A 16,191-nucleotide genomic window follows, 5' to 3' on the forward strand; every position below is an offset into this window, starting at 1 on the left:
ATAAGCTGTTTATTCAAGCCGAGTTACTCTAAACCTCGGCTTTTTACTTAACTATGCTTAAATATGAAGTTGTTTAAGTATGAATTCAATGACTCTGACCCCATTGATTAAAGCGATATCGAATGATGGGTCTTTAACCTTGTCTTCAATGTCGATGATTTTACCTTGCTCATTCTTTATTGCTTTCATATAGCCATATTCAGGCGGCAAATGAATCGAGTGAACTTCAGTTTGCTTACCCGCTATTTCAAGCTGACTGCCGGGCTCTAATAAAATAGTACAGTGCGCTGCAGTTACAGCCCATTGTGGTGCCAACAAAGTTCCGACACAGTTTTTAGTTTTACCGTCATCCTTCAAGGGAAAAATAGCGGGGTAATCGCTTGCTTGCTGAACGTACTTATCGTCATTTACATCGTGCCTAATTATCATGGCATTGGCGTGCAGGCTGGCTGTGATTAAACCACCGATAATTAATTTGCTGATTAAGTTCATGTCTATTCCTTACTCTTTATGTGTTTAGAGTTATGAGATAGCAAGTCGAGCGCCTGATTGTAAGGCTTTAATAATTATAGGTTTTAATTTTTTATAGTGATTTTATGTTGGTGTGGTTTTACGGTTTCGATAAGGTTTTTATGATTTTGCAAAAGTAGTCGAAGTGTTATTTAGTAGCGCTTATTGTCAAAGTGTGGGCTCTCATTATATGAGAGCCATTACAGTTTTAACTTTCTATTGACTTAGCTGATTCATTTTTTGACAGATTACTCTGCATTGATCGAAAGCAAGAGTTCTTCGTTAATTTGCGAAGCAGAAAAGAATATATATTGCTCTTTTTCAAACCCCGTTTGTGGTAGCCACTCAATTAATAGCCCTTGCCAGTTTTTGTTGAAGCTGACATTGATTTGTTGTGTTTGCTTAGGGCGCCAACTGGTAAGCAGTGTCTTACCATCAGGGTAATACACATCGTTTTGTTCGTCATAAAAGTCGGTGCCATGATATATGTTTATGACACCGTTTGTTTGAGGTAAGTCGGCTAAAAGAATACGAACATCTTTATCCACTCGAAAATCAAAAGATTGAGGAGCAACAAGCTGCGTTGTATCTGGAGTCTCGTTTGTTTCAGTATTTCCACTGCTTTCAGTTGTTGCAGCTGTTTGAGTATTACTTTCATTGTTTTCTGGCACCTGCGAACTGCTTTCTGACCCACCGCCACACCCCACAAGCAATGCGAGTAAGATGATAAGTGTAATTGAATTGGTAAGTTTCATCTTGTTTTCCTCTTACTTGTAAATATAGTTTATGACAGAGCGTGCTGGTTTGTACCAGTCTGTATGGCTGGCTCCGCTATTTATTACCCACTGAGCAAAATCAGGGTAACCTTTTTGAATATCCTTTCCTTCTGAAGGTTGCTCAAAGTTATCTAGTACATTGATTGCCCATGGGAAGTTATTTGAGTTCACGAATGAGTTAGTGGCATTACTATTGTCATCGTGAAGGCCGTACTGACCTTGGTTAAATAAGCTAGTGCCTGAAAATTCTTTTAGATGAACTTCCCACTGGCGTCCAGCGAACTCTCCATGGGGTTTGTCTACAGATGCAAATATAAATAAATCATAAGGGGGGAGGCCGACGGAAGATTCATCGACACTCTGATTAAACTCAACATTCAGTACAAACTCACTGCTGATGGCATTTTTACAACTTGGCATAGTTCTAAACATATTGCAGCTAGTAGAGACGTCTTGCCAAACATCTGCAGATAAAATGAAAATAACTTCACTGGCTGCTGCTTCAGGTTGTAATGTTACCGTTGAGCCTGACTTTTGCAGTGTTGCTGATTTGATATTCGCCTTTGTTACATTGGGAAGATGAAGTGCAAAGCCGTTATGATACTCCGCGCCAATGGCTTGAATATTATATTTTAGCTCGAGTGATGAAAGCTTGTTATTGATATCTTTTTCTAAATAATATCTATATTTAACAACAAGGTCGTTAAAATCATAATCCCCCATTTTTGGCCATCTATCTTCAAACATGATGGTTGCATAGCCTGATGCAGACGGATAGTAACTTGATGATGAAGTGGGAGTAGTCTCTTCTTCAATAAGTACATTATAGTTTGTGTCTGTGACCGTACCGTCATCATTGATACCTTCTAAAGCACCAATTGGAGTAACGTCTAATGAAAAGATCATATCGTTGAAGTCGTTGTCACCCTGCATACGATAATAATCTTCAAACGCAATTACTAAGAGTTGACTTTGCGTGTCATAAAACACGACATTGTGTTGTTTTACGCCATCAGGTTCTGGGTTTAAGTGCGGAAGGCTGTAAAAGGCTTGATCCCAATACCCTGAGCTTTCAAGTTCTGCATAGCTGCTTGAGAACCCCCACCCATTTGGAATAACAAAAAAGCCCATTGCTTGACCAGCAGTTAATGTGATCTCTAAAGGCACAGTATCGCCTTGGTCTAATAACCCCGCATTAGGTTTAGATGCGTTAGGAAAAATGATTTTATGTTCTGCAATATCGGTGAAAGTTTGAGGGGGGGAATTTGGATCATATAAGAAGTAACCGAAGGTATTTCTGAAATAGGCACCTTCGTTTAAAAATGTAACACTTACGGTTGCTTGTCCCTCAAAGTCATTGTCTATAACCAAATTACTCTTTGAATCAGTGTCAATATAGTCGGGGTTTACTCGGCGCCCATCTGGGATCTTCGCATAAATATCGGCTAGAAAAGTAGCGGGTAGCTGGTCGTTAATATTGACAACATTGAGCGGTTCGCCTTTAGCATTGTAACCCGTGTTTCTGTCACTTACCCAACTGATGTTGATAGGCCCTAAGCGAGTATTTAATGTATCGGTTTCTGCATTTGCTAAAGTTGAAAAAAAACTAATGACAATGCATATGATTAATGTCTGATAATAAGCCATATTAGATCTCTCGCTACTTTATTTATAAATAAGTTTTAGCAAATAATAGACCTATATTTTCTTCTTATTAATTAATGGTTTATGTTTTTCTTGTTAAGTTGTTTTATGAACATGCATTGCATTTTGCGAAAAGTTTAATGCGTACGCCTTTTGAGCTTCTTTTATTACTCTGCGAGGTTGCAAATCAATAAAGGTGAAAACCGTTAAATGAGATATAAGTAATAATGAAATCGATTTTCATACTGGCTCGATTTTTGAAACATATATGGATGTGATAAACAAATTACAAGGAACACACTATGTTGATGTACAAAGCCGCAGGCACTAGCCCATTATCGACCCCAAATCATATTGAAGGTGTGCAAAAGTTGTCGCATAGCGGCAATGATGAAAGGCAATTTAGCCAAGCAATTGCCGCTGAGATGCCGATGCAACAGGCTTCTTCAGTTAGCCAGCAATATCAACAAAAAGAGCTACAAACGACCATACGTAACGAAGGTTTTTTAGGGCAAATGCAAGAAGCCATTTTAATGCAAAGACTTGGCGTTGATATGGAGAAAATAAAGCAGTTGAGAGAGAAGCTCGATGAACAAAAAGAACAGTTTGATGCAGGTGAAATTTCTGAGAAAGATTTTAATGAAAAAAACTCAGAAATAGAGAAGATGATTGCCGAAGAGTATCAAAAAGGTCAGGAGCGAGCGCGGGCACATGAGCAAAAGAAAGAGAGTTTAGAAGAAAATAAAGTGGCAGAATGATAGAGCTTTGAGCTCAGTAACTAATGTTATTTAACCCGAGAGGCGATTCATATTTAAAATTACAGCTAACAAGCTCGTTGTTTTGCATTCACCTTGCGTAAAGGGAATGTACTCGCTTCGCTCGCAGTCATAAACCCTTTGCACCTTCTAGCTAGATACAGACTCAGCAGTTTTTAAAATGGTTTCCTTCGTATTGCGAAAAAACTTTTGAAGCAAGATTGACGTGGTATTACATCCATGTAGCTACGCCCATCGGGTATCCATACCCTCACTTCCTCGTGCTGCGAAACTTCGTATGATTTCAGGCTTCCTGCCTTTCACCCTCCGGACCTACTTCGCAGTTCAAAAATGTTCCATACATTTTTGTGGTCACTCGTCACCCTTGCGCAAAAGTAACCTTGCTTCGCAACGTGTATTTTGCACTACTATACTGGTACGATGAGTTTTCACTCTAAATATAAATAACCATAACAAAGGCAACATCATGCAGGAATTTTTTGAGAAGTTCGCAATCAACACTAAGGTCAATGTGGTGTGGGGTGAAATGGATGCATTGGGACATGTAAACAACGTGTCGTATTTCCGATATTTTGAAACCGCGCGGATCGACTTTTTAAAACAAACAGGGCTTTTATCTATTTTATCTGAGCCGACGCATAGTCCTGTGTTACGCGACACTTATGCGCAATATAAGCGCCCAGTGACTTTTCCAGATACCTTGTACATTGGTTCATACATTACTGATATAAAAGAAGACCGTTTTACTATGCGCTATGAGGCGTTTAGCGAGTCACAGCAAGCAATTTGTACAACGGGTTATGCGAATGTAGTGATGTTTAATATGAAAACAGGTCAAAAATCGCCAATTCCAGAGAATATGATGGCTATATTAAAGCAGTATGAGATGGATGTTGCTCAATAGGTTTTGCAGATGGAGGAGGGGGGTACTCATTGAGCTATGCTAATTAGGTATCCTTATTCTCACCTCTTCAGGCTGAGTTGCTTCGTTTCGGGTTCAGTGAATGAAAATAACTCTAGTAAGATTGCTCAAAGAGCATATTAAAACATAGGAAGGCGAAGTATTAAGTCCATGTAGATCTCTGCTGTGTCAACTGCTTTTAAAATTGCTTATTTCACATTGCGCAAAGAGAATGTGCTCGCTGCGCTCGCAGTCATAAACCCTTTGCACCTACAACTTGTATTTTGCAATATATTCCACCGCATTTAGTCGAGGGGATGTTGCCTTTACGCTATGATCTTATCACCAAAAAGTTAGCTATATTCTTAATGTCAAAATTAACCGCGAAGCAGAACATAAAAAGCATTGTGACTGCGATTAAAGCCGAAGAGCAATCTCTCCGAGCCCGTTTTCCTATTCTTGACCAGCAAAACAGCATTGCAATGGCAATTATGTTACTGTCACTTTTCTCACTCATTGGCGTTGGTACGCTGTATTACTTTGCACTTATTCCTGCGTGGTTGTGCATTATTTTAGCAGCGATCATTACCTCTATTTCACATGAGTTAGAGCATGATCTAATTCACAAACAGTATTTTAGTAATCGACCATTTATACATAATTTTATGATGCTGACTGTGTGGTTGATGCGCCCTAATACGGTGAACCCTTGGTATCGTAGACAAATTCACCTACACCATCACAAAGTGTCTGGCACTGAGCAAGATTTAGAAGAACGCTTAGTCGGAAATGGCATTAAGTCGCCATTTTTAAGAGCTGTGGTGATCATGGATGGATTGCTCGGTTTACTGATTAATTCCAAGCGTTTTAGCAAAGAGATCAAAGGCTTTAAATTTCTACAGGTGTTTAATGCTGGTTTCCCGATCACCTCGGCTTACTTTGCAATGTTATATGGCGTGATTGTTTATCATGTAGTGCAATTTATTCAGCCATTCGAACTACCCGTTTGGGGCGCAGGCATACTTGCAGTGGCTGAATTTTTAATGGTAGTACTGATTGTGCCGAACATGATCCGCTCAACGTCACTTAACTTTGTGACTTCTTCAATGCATTACTACGGTGGCGTGACCAACTTGTTAGAGCAAACACATGTGATTAGTAGCCGCTGGTTTTTGCCTTTCCAGCTTTTCTGTTTTGATTTTGGCCGTACGCATACCATTCATCATTTTGTGCCGAATCAACCTTTTTATATTCGACAGTTAATCAGTAAGAAAATACAGCCGGTTATGGCTGAGCATGGTGTGCGCTTTAATGATTTGGAGAGTTTGAAGTTAGCGAATAGATATGTAGAAAAAGCATAGTAGAACGACTTTATGATTGCGTAAGTTGTTCGGCTTGCGCATTGGTGTTTATGCGCAACATAAAGTTGGCGCCTACAGGGAATGGAGATTGAGTTTGCGGGTGCGGGTTTACCCCGCGCAAAAGTAAATAAGTTTCACTGGTGTTAGCCTACAGTCACTAACGCTTCAATATTTTTTGAAACGTTAGATCTATCCTGTCATTAATTACACCGCAATTGGGAAATCATTCACAACTAAAGATTGGCCGTTTTCTTGAGCGCGAATAAAGCTAGATATTAATACCTCATTTGTCAGTGCATTAATGTCTTCAACCTCTTCAACCATGCAAAACGAGATAGACTCCCAGCCAAACCCTTTAACAAAAGTCTCAAGTTGAGAGATGTTGTCTTGATAATTTTCGTCGGTGGTTAATAGCCCGATTGAATGCTGATTACCTTCTTTATATTTTTCGCTGTTCGCTGTAGCGCATTTAGCATATCCGCTCAATACATAAACTTTACTATCATTATGATTCATTGTGCTTACCTGTTTAATGAGTGTCAGTACATAGATATATGCATTTTTCAAACCAGCTTAAGGAGGTGTTTGAACTTTAATTTTAGGATGTTGAAAGTAAAGGTTATTTTCTGTTTTATTTTAATTTTTATAGCGTCAATTTTTTGAGAAAGTATTCGAAGTCGTTTTTTGTAGCAATCCTCTTAATTAAGCAGCTTATTTTGAGGCAAGAAAAACTAGTCGATAACGAGGCGGAAATTTTGCTAATTTGTTCTAAATAAGAAACTTTCAACGAAGTTAGCGTCAGTTTTAGTCCCTCAAAATGATTGAGTATTGGTATGAGTCCTTAAGAGTGATTAGAATTGTTGACGACTGGTATTAGCTTTAAGCTTTCAGTTCTGCTTGGTAGGTTGAATAGTAAAGTAATGCAATTATGGTTTGTGCTAATGCAATAGTTCGAAAAGAAAGACTGCAGTCTAAGTTTTCATGACTAGTTCAATCTGTGTTGTAATAGATTTTGAATACTCTTTGTTACATAGCAAATAAAGGGAGCTCAATAGGCTCCCAATCACTTTAACAGTTTAATAGCATTAACCTATTTTGTTCACAAGTCTTTTGGTTTAGGGAACACAGTAGGTCTGTCTTTTGTTGGTTCAGGACAAGTCATTGCAACTTTAGTCATTGGGTAATCGTCAGTAATTTTACCGCCAGCAATATTTGCAGTTAATATTAAAGGTAGACGATTTGAATCTTGACTCAAAGACTTCATTCTTTTTTTGTTAGTTTTAAGTTCATTAAAATTTCCTTTTAATTTCTAAAATGTTTGGTGCCGATAATTTATCGAACGGTGAACATATTTGATCGTTTTAAGTTTTGCTGTAGCTTTTTGTTATCTTTTATTTAGCATGGTGAAGTTGTACCCTTCACTTCTTTTTGGCTTTCCAAGTCCCACCATACTGATATGTTTCGCAATACTGCTTCTTGATGACGAGTAAGCAAGGGCCACAGACAAATTGCCATTCAATGTTGCCGTTATAGCGGCATCGGTACATAACAGGCTTGTTTTGTTGGCACTGTGCGCAGAGTTTGTAGCGTATTCTCATTAATCTCATCCTCTTGATTAATCTTTTGATACGAAATGTGAGTTCGTTCGATCAAAACTAAAATCGCAGCACTATGATCCCCCTCATTATGAGAATACCTCTGTTTAGTTTATTTATAGGTAATTCATTTTATCTTTGGTTTGACTGTGTCGATTTTGGTACGTAAGCAACAAATTATATTGCTGTAAAGACACTCTTAAATGGCCTCAAAGAGTGTCCCGAAAGTGACACACCGTACATATTTTATGTTCCGATATAGCGACATCAATAAAGGCGGAAATAGTATGATTATCTTTAAGTTGCTGATAAATAAGGGTTAAAAATCTGGTCTGATAATTGTTAATTGATTACTACGAATTCAATAATAATCGAGAATTAATATGAACAAGTTTATCCTTTCTAGCTTAGTAAGCAGTGTTATGTTTTTTGGCAGTCAATCAGCAATGGCTGAGCAGGACTCAAGAGTTGAAACATTAAAATCTTATTTTAAACAGTGTCATAAGGCGCAACTTTGTAATGGTAGCTTCTTGGTGGCTGAAGGCGGAAAAGTGTTATATCACCAAGCTATGGGTGTTAACCATAAAGGTGACATGCCGCTTTCAACTTCACACCAATTTGATATAGGCTCGATTTCAAAGCAGTTTACAGCGGTCGCCATTATGATGCTTCAAGAGCAGGGTAAACTTAATTTTGAAGATAAAGTCATTCAGCATATCCCTGATTTTCCATATGAGCAGATCATCATCAAACAGCTGCTTAATCATACATCTGGTATTGCTGATATGATGCCATATTTAACAAGTTTGTACCGTCAGGGGAAAGTCACAGCGAGTCTCGATCAAAACACCGTGCTAGATGCATTAATTGACCAAGCCCCAGAGGTGATGTTTCAGCCTGGCGCACAGTGGCGTTACAGTAATACTGGGTATGTCGTGTTGGCGACTTTGGTCTCTAAGGTTTCAAAGCAAAGTTATGGCGAGTTTTTACAAAGCAGAATTTTTACACCTCTGAAAATGACACAGTCGGTAAGCCGTACAAGCAAAACTGAGCATAGATTAACTGAGCGTGCATACGGTTTTCGTCAGCAAATTAATGGCACTCAACGTACATTTGACCAAATTCCATTTTTTGATATCGAAGGAATGGGAGGGATCTATTCAACAACCAGTGACCTTTATGCTTGGGATCAAGCGTTACATGGCCATAAACTTTTAAGTCCAAAGACGTGGCAAGCAGCTACGCAATTGACTAAAACAACTGATGGCAAAACCAAAGAATATGGCTTTGGGTTTATGTTAAAACCGGATGCTTTTAATCAGCAAAAGGTGGGGCACAGTGGTCATTGGCGTGCATTTAAATCGATTTATACACGTCAAATTGAAGATAATCGCACAATTATTTTACTGACGAATAATGGGCAAGATGACAGTGTAGATGCCAATGAAAAAGCTGTTGATGCGATTTTGGCAGGTCAGGCATATGAATTTATTCAGCAGCCTATTTCACAAGTGCTTTATGGCGTGTTTAAGCAAGATATCAACAAGGCACTGAGTACATATCATCAACTAAAGGCCGATCAAGCAGCAGGATATGATTTCTCTGAAGGTCAATTAAATGACCTAGGTTATGTATTGTTGCAAGAAGAGCATGTTCAAGCTGCAATTGCTGCTTTTGAATTAAACGTTGAAGCCTTTCCTAAATCGCCAAATGCATTAGATAGCCTGGCTGAAGCATTAATTTTAAATGGTCAAAAGAGGGCTGCGACTAAACGTTTAAAGCAAGCATTAGAAATAGACTCAAACTTTGCTTCAGCTAAACAACAGTTGGCAAAATTAAATGGTGCGAAGTTATAACGGGGCAATTTATTTTATTTATTAAGGGTTCAGGTTAATTACTTCTTTGTCATTAAAAGGCCGTAGCATGCTTACGGCCTTTTGGTTTGTAGGCGCGGGTTTACCCCGCGCAAAGAAAGTTCGAAATAAAGGTTGGTATGGTATTACATCTCTGTAGCCTGAGCATGTGTTGGTTCTTTTTAAAACTGCTTAATTCAGCTTGCGCAAAGAGCATGTTCTCGCTGCGCTCGTAGTCATAAACCCTTTGTACTTATAACGTGTATTTTGCACACGTTACACTTGTACCTAAGTTGGTGTGGCTGTTATATTTGTGCGCGTGAATCATTGCTATTTATCAATTAATAATGATGGGTGGTTTTGGTCTTCTGCATAAGCGTAGCATCGATTCTCTGGACGCCAGCTATGCCTATGAGCCTCAACAATATTTAAAAGGAAGAAAGGACGCATGAAAAAATTACTTTCAGCAATAGGCCTGTGTTTACTCTCTACAGCTGCTCAGGCTGAATATGATAGATATTGGCTGGAATACAGTGAAGGGCTTCAGTATGGCAGCTCGTTTAAAATTAAAGTAAGAGACAACGACAAAGGTTGGGCGTTTGTTCATTCAAATTACACGGAAGATGAGTTTTTCGGGACCACAAATTTGAATCGAGTAACAAAGACACGCCATGATGCTGAATTTAAAATGTATGGCGTCACTCGATTTGTTTCTATACCTTATAGCTGGGGTTATGTTGATGCGGGTGCTGGGTTAGGTTACGGCGATGGTACATGGTCTAAAAACTGTGAGCACTATCAGGATGGCTTGTTAGGCTCTAGTGATATCTGTGACTTAAAAGAGGGGTCAAGTATAGGTATTCCACTTCATGCCTCTGCCACATTTGGTAAGTTTATCGGTATTGGTGTGAATGTAGATGTATTTTTGTCGTTAGAGCGAGACACAACAGCACAAGTTGGGTTAGTCATACCTTTTGGGTTGTTTACTAAGTAATGTAGCGCAATCATAAGTTAGTGTGGTCATGATTTTTCGTTATAATACACAATATTATTAGAGTTAATTTTAAGTTGTAAATCGAGAGTATATGGCCAGTACAGCACATGCCTTGCATATTTTGGTAAAGCATAAAGAGCAAGCAGAAGACATTCTTAAGCAATTAAAAAAAGGCGCTAAGTTTCAGACTTTAGCAAAGAAGTATTCTAACTGTCCGACTGGTAAAAAGGGCGGTGATTTAGGAGAGTTCAGACGCGGAACCATGGTTCCGCAATTTGATAAAGTCTGCTTTTCTTGTGAAGTTTTAACGCCGCAGTTGGTTAAAACTAAGTTTGGTTGGCATGTGCTAAAAGTGCTTTATCGTACTTAGAATTAGAGCCAGTTAATAAATTTTATTGTTGATATGTCTTTGTAGTCAAAGATGTATCAATGCTTTGCAATATTTTGATTTAAACTCACGTAGCCATGCCCATCGGGTATCCACACCCTCACCTCCTCGCGCTGCGAAACTTCTTTTCGGTCTTAATAATGTTTGGTGAGTATATTACGTCCATGTAGCTACGCCCATCGGATATCCATACCCTCACCTCCTCGTGCTGCGAAACTTCGTTTCGGTCTTAATAATGTTTGGTGAGTATATTACGTCCATGTAGCTACGCCCATCGGGTATCCATACCCTCACCTCCTCGTGCTGCGAAACTTCGTTTCGGTCACTTGTCGCCCTTGCGCAAAATAACCTTGCTTCGCAGAAGTACACCTCTGCTGTGGCTACACTGGGTTATTTCACCTTGCGCAAAATAACCTTGCTTCGCAACGTGTATTTTGCACTAAATTAACCCTTTTTCTATTGCGAGGAGAACGGCGCGAGTGCGGTCTCGAACGCCGAGTTTAGAAAGAATATTCGATACATGGTTTTTGATTGTACCTTCAGATTTATAGAGGGCGAGTGCGATTTCTTTATTAGAGCAGCCACTGGCCATAAGACGTAATATTTCTTGTTCTTTTTCAGTTAATGCTTCGGTTCTACTTGACGGTGTACTTGAGGTGTTTTGATTACTCAATGAGCTTAAAAGTCGCTCTGTAATGGCGGGTTGAATATGAGATTGACCTTTATTTACCGACTCAATGGCTTCAACTAAAGTATCCAGTGACACGTCTTTTAGTAAAAAGCCTTTAGCGCCTTCTTGTATGCTTTGTAGCACCCATTCGTGATCATCAAAAGTAGTTAACACGATGACTGGGATGTTGATAGCTTCAGCTTTCATCCATTTTAGTGTATCGATGCCGTTCATGATTGGCATCGATAAGTCTAGTAAAATCACTTCAGGTGATGTTTCGGTAATACAATGTGCTAACTCACTACCATCGCTGCATTCACCGACCACGCTGACTTTATCAGAGAGGTTAAGTAATGACTTGATCCCTTCTCTGATCAGCATTTGGTCATCAACCAAGCAAACTTTTATTTTATTGTTCATGCGTAACTCCATTCTTTGGCAGCACAATATCATAAGCCAATACATTGGCGCTGGTGGACAGAGAAAATCGCCCGTTTAATTGTTCTACACGTTCTTTCATGCCCTTGAGGCCGTTACCCATGTTTATATGCAATGGCGCTGAGCCATTATCTTGTATGGTTAAGTGATAGTGACTGTTATCGACAGTTAAGGTAATGAAAATGGCAGTTGCTTTGCTATGTCTTAAGGTATTTGTTAAAGCTTCTTGGCAGCATCGAAGAATGGTTTCGGCTATTTGCAAGTCTTCGACACTTAGCTGGTCTTTGACGTTTAGCACAATCTTTAAACCAGGGGCATGCAAGGTTTTTAATGCGGTTAATAAATCAAGCTGTTGGTTATCCCGCAGTGTTGAAACAGCTTCTCTTACATCACTTAGTAATAGCTTTGATAGTTGATGGCATTGCAGCACTTTGTCTTTTGCTTCGCCTTCAGTAAGGTGGCTCGCCACTTGTAGGTTAATAGTGAGTGCAGTTAAGTGATGGCCGAGTAAATCATGTAAATCGCGGGCAATTCGGGTGCGCTCGGACTGCTTATTAGCTTCTGCTAGTAAGTGTTGTGTGGCAAGTAGTTCAGCATTTTTTTGCTCCAACACCTCTTTGGCACGTGTTGCCAATATAGTTTGATGATGCGCCATGAGTGCGAAAATGTGAAAGGTGCCGAATAATAACCCTGCAAAAAAGGTGTTCTCTTTAGTTAAATATGCCTCAAGAGAGAACCAAGCGATCACCACAGAAATAACCATAAAAAGAGCAACTTTAAAACGAAAGAATGCGGGCAGTACAGCAGCCCAAATGATCGATAATATGGGTAAAAAGTCAAAGGGTAATAACACCATAAGGACAAATGCAGAGGTAATTTGCCCTATTAAAAAGGCATATCGTATGTTTAAGGAGATCTCAAAATCGCTTGCCTTTCGAGTCGCCGCTATAAAGCACCCCAAATAGCAGCAAAATAATGACATATAAGCCCATAAATCACTTTCATAGGGCAACACATAAAAAGTGACGCCAGCAATAATCGCCCAAGTGCCGATAGCCGCAGCATCGGCAAAGTCAAAGTGTTGAAGTAATTTCACAGTGGTTTTATCAATTAAATGAATAGGTTGGGTATTTATGGGTAACGTTATGTGATTGCTGTTTTAAAAGCAATAGGCCAAAAGTCATGGTCGAAAATCGTGACTTTTTACACGCGCCTATCATCGTCGCTATTCGCTATTATCTCACCCATCAACGACAGGAGAAGAATAATGGCAATAATTTATCAAGCTCTACAATATTTGCATATTTTGGTTGGTGCTGCGGCATTAGTGTTATTTTGGGTGCCAATGGCCGCTACAAAAGGCTCTTCAACCCACAAGAGGTTAGGAACTTTATATGCCAATGCAATGTACATTGTGTCTGTCAGTGGCGTAGTCATGTGTATTATGGTGCTGCTTGCACCAATGACCTTTAAACCACAACTGGCGGAGTTATCTGGTGAACAATTAATTATGACTATTGCCCGGTTAAGGGTATTCGAAACGTTTTTATTGGCTTTATCTTTATTGGTTTTTGTCAGTATTCAACATGGCCTATTGGTATTGAAAGCGAAGCAAAATCGTGAACTGCTTAAAACACCATGGCATTTAGTGTCGGTTATGAGTTTAACGTTGTCTGGTTTCGTGGTTTTATACTTTGGTCTTCAGCAAAGCCATACCTTATATATGATTTTTGGTGTGCTGTGCAGTGTTAGCGGAGTTTCGACTTTTCATTACATTTTTAAAGCCAGCATTAAAGAGCGTGAGTGGGTGATTGAGCATTTAAGTGCTTTGGTTGGCTCTGGTATTGCTGTCTATACTGCTTTCTTTGCTGTTGGTGGTAGACATTTACTTAGTGAATTATTACCAGGACAATGGCAGGTTTTACCTTGGGTGTTACCGGGTGTGATTGGTGGTGTGATGATTTCCCGGTATAAAAAAACCGTAAATAAGCAGTTTAAAGTGCAATAGGAGTACGTGATACCAATCCTCAATAATGCTTGAACATTTTGAGGGGCTAAAGCTGCCGCTAACTACGTTAAATTTGTTTATTTAGAAACACTAAATAGCAAAATCTTTGTTATCGACAAGTTTTCTTTGCCTCAAAATAGCTCACTTAATTAAGAGGGTTGGTATGATGAAGAGTTAAAAATATGCTTTATTAAAGTTTGGGCTGCATATGATCCCAAAGGTGGTTTATTCACTCTTTTTCCTGAGCTCTGTTTTGAACGCAGACATTGCAGCATTGAAATGTGCAATGATTGTGGAGTCGCGTTGAATATAAAAAGTAAACGGTTGAAAGTTGTTTGGTATGTGTAGTGAAAAAAGTAAGGTTCAATATATTTAAAAGACGTCACTTTGCGTGGGCTTGAGGGCTACGCAAAGTGACGATACTCAAGAGTTACAGCTTTTTAATCATAATTTGGGTATCAGTAACCACCCCTTTATCAGCAACATCAAGGTTAATTTGCATTTGTGTATTTTGACCAATGAACTGTTCAAATTCGTCACCTAATTCTTCACCTGCAATTTCGGCGCCCTTTAAGAGTGCTTTAAAGAATTTATCAGTATTCATTGAGAATGCCATCATGCCGTTTGCTTCAACGGTTTGTTTAGTTAAAGTGTCAGCAAACTTTTTGCCTTGTTCACCGGTGTAAAAAGTTAAATGATTACCTTTTAATGCAAGGTAGATTGGTGCATCTAACTCATAGCCAGCAGGAAGAAATTCATTTACTTCAATGGCAGAGCCATCTGCGGGTAATGTGACACCTGCGAGAGCTGGCTCGAAGCTTTTCGCAATATTAAATAAAGCTTCAGCATCATCGGCAGAAATTGTCGCAAGTACATTGAGTGATTTGAAATCAGGTTGCCCTGGGTTTTGCGCATGCTCCACAATTTCGACATCAAAAAGACTTAAACTGACGCCTTTTAAAGAACCAAGCATGCCGGTCATCATTGCGAGTGCCGCAGGGTTGGCGTCTTTACTTTGCGCTTGCGCTGCAACGAGTGGTTGGCAACTAAATTCAGCCGAAGCAAAACGCGCCCACACTGTATTAACCATAGGGGAAATTTTCGACGCGTTGAGTCCGTATGCAAAAGAAATCATTGCCTCCCCCATATTTTTTGCGTGCTCAGGGATAAAGCCACGGGCATTACTCATCGCATCAAGCACTTTTTTATCTGTCGATGCGAATACAGTAGATACTTGAATATCAGCATAGTTATGTGTGATTTCAACTTTTTGTGTACCAGATACAATTGCAGGCCAATTACTTGCCATATCAGCAAAGTCTTGTTGGCAAGCTTCATTTCGAATTAAAGCGAGGTCATCTTCACTACCCAATAAAGCAAGCAAACCATCAAGCATTCTTGTGGTATTGCTTTGTGGATCTTTCGCTGTAATTGCATCAACTAAAAGCCTAGTATCAAGGTAAGCAAGAGATTGGCCATCTAATTGATAGTCATTAATGTATTGTTCAACACGGTTCGTTTCACTCAATGCTTTTGTAGGTTTTATGGCTGCTAATGCCACTTTTAAGTCATCTTCAGTGTTAAAAGACGTGTCTAAAGTGAGTGTGAGCCAGTCACCTTTGGTCGAGACAACAATATCAAATAGCTTTTTATCTCCCTGTTCGATAACAAAGCGGGTAATAGGTAGACCTGCTAATTCAGCCGTTTCATAACGCACACCAGATTTATCCGCTGCCGTTTTAATCGTTTGTACAAAGGTTTCAACATTGGCTAATTTAGCTCTGCCGACAGGCAGAAGCCCCACTGAATAACCTAGCATCTTGAAATCATTGTCAGCGCCCCACGTTTTAGCAAAGGCTTCAGATGAATTTAAGCTTTTAGTGTAGCTTTCCATAAGGCTAACGAAGAAACGCTCATTGCTGGATGCATCGTTTTGTTGCATTAGCTCAACTAGATCATCAAATTGATGCGTGTTCTTAAATGCATCAGGCAATACGTCTAGGTATTCAAGGTATGGAAACCCTTCAAGCTGCGACCAAAAAAAGACAGTATCGGCAGGAACATAATCTAGTTGTGGTAATGGGGTGTATGAATTGTTTTGGTTAGAAACAAAATATGCGCCAGAGGCAACAGCGGTCCCCGTGACTGCTGCTAAAAGTAGTTTTTTCATATTCTTACTCCATAAGAATTATTATTATCCAAGTTCCTTTTAGAATAACAGGATATTTCTTGTCAAAGTAGCAAAAAATAGGGGCTAGTTACGGCTTTTTAGCCTAA

At 39.3% G+C, this 16,191-nt stretch carries 15 protein-coding genes; 7 read left to right on the forward strand and 8 right to left on the reverse strand.

Features of this window, described 5'->3' with window-relative positions; genetic code table 11:
- Positions 1 to 57: 57 nt before the first annotated feature.
- The 3 genes from C1E24_RS06675 to C1E24_RS06685 form a co-directional block, all read right to left on the reverse strand.
- Positions 58 to 492 (reverse strand): hypothetical protein, encoded by a 435-nt coding sequence (locus tag C1E24_RS06675; protein WP_138479940.1) that lies wholly within the window; start codon positions 490 to 492, stop codon positions 58 to 60.
- 266 nt (positions 493 to 758) lie between these two features.
- Complete coding sequence (locus C1E24_RS06680) at positions 759 to 1,265, reverse strand: hypothetical protein (RefSeq protein WP_138479942.1); 507 nt, start codon at positions 1,263 to 1,265, stop codon at positions 759 to 761.
- 12 nt (positions 1,266 to 1,277) lie between these two features.
- A complete protein-coding gene (locus C1E24_RS06685) occupies positions 1,278 to 2,933 on the reverse strand; it encodes an LruC domain-containing protein (RefSeq protein WP_138479944.1) in 1,656 nt (551 codons plus the stop codon).
- 299 nt (positions 2,934 to 3,232) lie between these two features.
- Between C1E24_RS06685 and C1E24_RS06690 the strand changes: the two genes are divergently transcribed.
- From C1E24_RS06690 to C1E24_RS06700, 3 genes are all read left to right on the forward strand, one after another.
- Positions 3,233 to 3,688 carry a hypothetical protein gene (locus C1E24_RS06690; RefSeq protein WP_138479946.1) on the forward strand — a complete coding sequence of 152 codons (456 nt, stop codon included), beginning with the start codon at positions 3,233 to 3,235 and terminating at the stop codon, positions 3,686 to 3,688.
- Between the two features lie 484 nt (positions 3,689 to 4,172).
- Positions 4,173 to 4,610, forward strand: coding sequence for an acyl-CoA thioesterase (locus C1E24_RS06695; protein ID WP_138479948.1), 438 nt, complete (start codon positions 4,173 to 4,175; stop codon positions 4,608 to 4,610).
- A gap of 365 nt (positions 4,611 to 4,975) precedes the next feature.
- Positions 4,976 to 5,968, forward strand: coding sequence for a fatty acid desaturase (locus tag C1E24_RS06700; RefSeq protein WP_138479950.1), 993 nt, complete (start codon positions 4,976 to 4,978; stop codon positions 5,966 to 5,968).
- Between the two features lie 204 nt (positions 5,969 to 6,172).
- On the opposite strand, the gene C1E24_RS06705 is transcribed toward C1E24_RS06700, so the two are convergent.
- Both C1E24_RS06705 and C1E24_RS20910 read right to left on the reverse strand, forming a co-directional pair.
- Positions 6,173 to 6,484: a hypothetical protein gene (locus C1E24_RS06705; RefSeq protein ID WP_138479952.1), complete on the reverse strand. Its 312-nt coding sequence runs from the start codon at positions 6,482 to 6,484 to the stop codon at positions 6,173 to 6,175.
- 583 nt (positions 6,485 to 7,067) lie between these two features.
- Complete coding sequence (locus C1E24_RS20910) at positions 7,068 to 7,223, reverse strand: hypothetical protein (RefSeq protein ID WP_171040814.1); 156 nt, start codon at positions 7,221 to 7,223, stop codon at positions 7,068 to 7,070.
- A 723-nt stretch (positions 7,224 to 7,946) separates the two neighbouring features.
- Between C1E24_RS20910 and C1E24_RS06715 the strand changes: the two genes are divergently transcribed.
- The 3 genes from C1E24_RS06715 to ppiC all read left to right on the forward strand — a co-directional run bounded on the left by C1E24_RS06715 (position 7,947) and on the right by ppiC (position 10,780).
- The gene (locus C1E24_RS06715; RefSeq protein ID WP_138479956.1) at positions 7,947 to 9,419 is read left to right on the forward strand and encodes a serine hydrolase domain-containing protein; all 1,473 of its coding nucleotides are present in this window, start codon (positions 7,947 to 7,949) and stop codon (positions 9,417 to 9,419) included.
- A gap of 445 nt (positions 9,420 to 9,864) precedes the next feature.
- Complete coding sequence (locus C1E24_RS06720) at positions 9,865 to 10,410, forward strand: hypothetical protein (RefSeq protein ID WP_138479958.1); 546 nt, start codon at positions 9,865 to 9,867, stop codon at positions 10,408 to 10,410.
- A gap of 91 nt (positions 10,411 to 10,501) precedes the next feature.
- On the forward strand, positions 10,502 to 10,780 hold the full coding sequence (ppiC, locus tag C1E24_RS06725; protein ID WP_138479960.1) for a peptidylprolyl isomerase PpiC: 279 nt from the start codon (positions 10,502 to 10,504) through the stop codon (positions 10,778 to 10,780).
- A gap of 457 nt (positions 10,781 to 11,237) precedes the next feature.
- Here the strand turns inward: ppiC and C1E24_RS06730 are convergent, their stop codons facing one another.
- Complete coding sequence (locus C1E24_RS06730; protein WP_138479962.1) at positions 11,238 to 11,888, reverse strand: response regulator; 651 nt, start codon at positions 11,886 to 11,888, stop codon at positions 11,238 to 11,240.
- Positions 11,878 to 13,002, reverse strand: a complete 1,125-nt coding sequence (locus C1E24_RS06735; protein ID WP_138479964.1) for a sensor histidine kinase — start codon at positions 13,000 to 13,002, stop codon at positions 11,878 to 11,880. Before C1E24_RS06735 ends, C1E24_RS06730 begins: the two co-directional genes overlap by 11 nt.
- Positions 13,003 to 13,173: 171 nt before the next feature.
- Between C1E24_RS06735 and C1E24_RS06740 the strand changes: the two genes are divergently transcribed.
- Positions 13,174 to 13,914 (forward strand): hypothetical protein, encoded by a 741-nt coding sequence (locus tag C1E24_RS06740; RefSeq protein WP_138479966.1) that lies wholly within the window; start codon positions 13,174 to 13,176, stop codon positions 13,912 to 13,914.
- Positions 13,915 to 14,344: 430 nt separating this feature from the next.
- Here C1E24_RS06740 and C1E24_RS06745 read toward each other — a convergent pair whose 3' ends face one another.
- On the reverse strand, positions 14,345 to 16,084 hold the full coding sequence (locus C1E24_RS06745; protein ID WP_138479968.1) for a hypothetical protein: 1,740 nt from the start codon (positions 16,082 to 16,084) through the stop codon (positions 14,345 to 14,347).
- Positions 16,085 to 16,191: the final 107 nt, after the last annotated feature.

The sequence above is a fragment of the Pseudoalteromonas phenolica genome (assembly GCF_005876835.1).
GTDB lineage: Bacteria > Pseudomonadota > Gammaproteobacteria > Enterobacterales > Alteromonadaceae > Pseudoalteromonas > Pseudoalteromonas phenolica_B.